Source organism: Endozoicomonas sp. ONNA1 (assembly GCF_024606325.1).
In the GTDB taxonomy this organism is placed as follows: Bacteria; Pseudomonadota; Gammaproteobacteria; order Pseudomonadales; family Endozoicomonadaceae; genus Endozoicomonas_A.
The window spans coordinates 1-3,876 of record NZ_JAHHPN010000018.1 but is presented as its reverse complement, the minus strand read 5'-3'; the positions used below and the strand labels follow the sequence as shown (position 1 = coordinate 3,876).

General features: G+C 46.2%; 1 protein-coding gene. It reads left to right on the top strand.

What is annotated here, in order from left to right:
* Nucleotides 1-3,876 (top strand): hypothetical protein (locus KDK19_RS00345; protein WP_257291098.1); only part of this gene is annotated, 3,876 nt, incomplete at both ends.

The following is a 3,876-nucleotide window of genomic DNA, read 5'->3' as shown; positions in this document are numbered from 1 at the left end:
GATCTTTGTTAATGATGAAGCTCTTTTAGCAGCAGCCACCTCTGCCTATACCCAGGTTCATGTTCTGGGAAAAGAATTACAACTGTGCGCTCTGGAAGATTTTTTGTCATACGATCAACCCGTCGGCTATGTTATACACGTCGAGGATGAGACACAGATTTATCCTGTTCCTGCTGATTATCCAAAACTGGAAGTGACTGAAGCTCAGGGGAAGATTATTGTTTTCCGTGGTCAGAAACAGAATCCAACCGATATAGCTTTTGTGGAAGGTCTCCATGACATCTGGGCAGGACTTTCCGATTGTGATGATGAGCCGATTTTACAAGTTAAAAAAGACAATGTCAGAAGCTACCAGTACATCATCAGAAGCAGACAGATGGCACTGCTGGAGGAGTTAGCCTTACAGCACAATGCCGGACTTAACAAAGGTAGACAGTACGATCAAAAACTGGAGTCGCTTGCATACTATGAACATCTTCAGCAGGCATTGACCACTGCTACTTCAGATGGAGCAGATGAATTTGAATTCACAATACCACACATCACATTCGTTTCGTCGTTTATCACTCCTACCTGGGTGCATATGCAACTGGTAAAACACTTCGGCTTCAAACCTGTACTTAGAAATTTTCTGACTAACCGGGATTTTGTTCATGATATTCACGAACGTATTCCCATTATCACCAAAATGTCTGGCGATCCTTTTGACGATCTTTTTGACGAAGACGGCAGCTTTGCTTCCAGGGTCAATGACAACTTTGCCGGTCAGCTGCTTGAGATGGAAAACGAGCTTTACGAGCTAAGCAAACGGTTACAGCGCAGAGCACAAATAGCCATTGGTAGTGATGAAGAAAAACTGAGAACCCCACAACTCAGGCCGGAAGTTGACGATGAGATTATGCAGCTTCGTCAAGACCTGGAACAAAAGACAAACCTGATACATAGACTTCAGAAAGAAATCGATCGAACAAACCCACAGCTGGAACGCAAAGTCCTTGATGCCAGAGCGAAAGCCAGAAAGATTCGCAACCTTGAACTTGCCATTCAGCTTGGTATGGATGACTGGGATGATACTCTGCCACCAGAACAGCAAGCCGAACTCATCCGCATAAAAATTCATGAAATCAAACAGGCGATTGCTGCCGCAGGGCAGTTTGATGATGAGGCTGCAAAAGAAGCTGCAATCAAAGCCATTTATACATCTTTTGCCGTGTATTTAAACATTCAGAATTTTGATGACAATACAAGTATTGACGTTCAGAAAAAATGTCTGATTCAAAAAATCAAGGCCATAAATTCTCAGGAACAGCTCCTGTCTCAAAAACTTAAGACAATGGATCTTCAACAGGACATCCTGATTAAGAGAATCAAGACACTGAGTAAGCAACAGGCTATTGAGAATTCTTACACTGAGGAAAGAAAATATGCTATAGCGGCGATTCTTGGTATACAGAGCGAAGATAACACACCAGAAGACCGCGAAACTCTGGAATCAACAGTGCGTATGAAACTCTTCGAGTTTGCAAAGCTGAAACAGGAACTGCAAGACATCAGGACACCCGGCCACCCCAGTGCCATGCCTGAAGTACTTAAGAAACTCAGTGTCGTGGAAGAAATCCTGAGTCCGGATCGCTCCTCTGAAAAGGACGATGTGTATCTCCGTCGTCAGGCCATTTCTGATGACATACAGGCATACATCCGGGAAGCCGGACAACGGTCAGAGGAAAAGGCCCTGAAAATACTGGAAGCCATAGAAGCACTATTCAACATAAAAACCAATGAAAATGATGACAAAACAACAAGAGTTGACAGGATTCGTACAAGACTTAATGACGATAATCTTCCGAAATACATACTGAATGAGATGGCCAAAGCCCTCTGGGAAGATGACAGCACAGCTCTGGAGGAGAGAGATATCAGACCTGACAGGATTCGTAAGCGTCTTACTTTTAAAATCGAAAATTCGGATCAGCGAGCAAGAGAACGACAGGCAGATTATATTCTGGCTTTAGAGGACAGGCTAAACATCTACCCTCATGAAAACGTCCCAGCTAAAACAAGAGGTGAGGCTTTCACTACTAAACTGGCCAGTGATCTGGGGTTAAAATTTACAAAGAATGAGAACCTGTCTGACCGGAAGCATGCTCTGAGAGGCAAAATTCTGGCATTAATGAGAGAAGTAAACGAAATCTATGACGATGAAAGTATCAAAAGAATCAGAAACTATGAAATAGCTTGCCAACTCGGCATTAAGGGCTTTAAAGATAATGCCCCTTTCGACCAAAGTCTGATTGAAGCAAAACTCCAACAGTTGGATGACAAAGTTCTCAATGCCGGTCGGCCTGACGTTAATGACCGTATTGCAGCCATTGAAAATGAGCTTGACAGGCAAATGGCCCGCCTGGGACCTAAACCCCGATACGTTCTTGAACGTGATGTGGCCAGAGCCAGAAGAGACATAGAAAAAACTGAAAGTGAGCTGGAGGAATTTCGTCGCAAACTGGATGCGGTTCATAGTAAAGCAGTGCCGAATTCAGTACCGGAACAGAAAGAAACACTCGTATCAGATGACGCCCGGATTGTTGCCTTAAGAAACAAGCAGCTGGAGCTGTTCGGGGATGATGATACTGCCGACAGGATCCTGCAACTGACCCGGCAGCACGAATGTCTGGAAAGAGAAGTAGAAGTCAGGGAAGCGAATATAAAGAACATGAAGCAAGCACTGGCAGCTGCAGAACAAGCCATGGAAAATGAGGGCGGACCCTTCCAATATACGCCGAAACAGGCAAACATACTGGCCCATTTACACACCTTCACTCAGGCACATCCTCTCAGGAAACAGGCTCTGGAAGCCGCACTGGGTCTGGCAGAATCAGCAAAACTGTGCGGTAAACCGGTACCCAATTTCCAGACTTTCGACTTTGACGATGAATTTGCACCCATTCGCCTGCAGGCAAAGGTCCCTGATCTGACATTTAATCAGGCCACCCGGATTGTGAAAGTCTTCAAAGATCTGAAGACGACATTCGCCCTCGAGTCTCCGGAAGATCAGTCTCTGAAGATTCTGGATGAGGTCCAGAATCTGGCGAGCCATGCGAGGGCTTACATTAAAACCGGGCCACAAGAATACGACGATGAAATATACGGCATGGGCGAAGCAGCCACTTACTTCGTTCAGCATGAGCAAGGGAATCTGAAAGACTTCTCGGAATACTTCGCTGTCCGTTCTGTCAGTGGTAACAAGATCATCTCTCTATTGCGTGAAGGTCTGATCAGCCAGGTTGAACTTGATCAATATCTAAAGGCCGTCAGAGGTGTTGATGGTTACCAGACAGTGGATGAATTTGAACATTTTCTTGACTACGGACATGGCGTCAAGGTGCCCCGGTTCAAAGCCGTTGTCCGGATGCTGTCCGACGAGGGTGTTGACGAGTTCGTACAGAGCGCTTTTTCTCCTGTGATCGTGACCGCCACTGAACCGGCAGGTATGAAGGAGTCTGTTGCCGGCATGAAAGAATATGTAGCTGCTGTCATCGCCAACTACGTTCTTGACGACATTGCCTTTGAAAACGGCCGCAAGACTGCAGCATTTCTTACCAATATTCAGGATACCCTGGCGCCTTACGCCAATGCCGTTGGCGTGTCTGAATCTGGGCTGATCAAGGCTATCCATGACACATTGATGCAGGCTCATGCCACAGCGGTTGAGCTAGAGCTCAATGATTACTGGATCAAACCTTCCGCCTTCCTGCTACAGGCAGTCACCTGGTACCTCTCCAGCTACAAGCCTCTACTGGTAACCCGGACCGCCCCGGAAGCTGTCAGGCTGTCTCTCTCAAACATGGCGTTCCTCTATCTTCTGGACCTGACCAACCG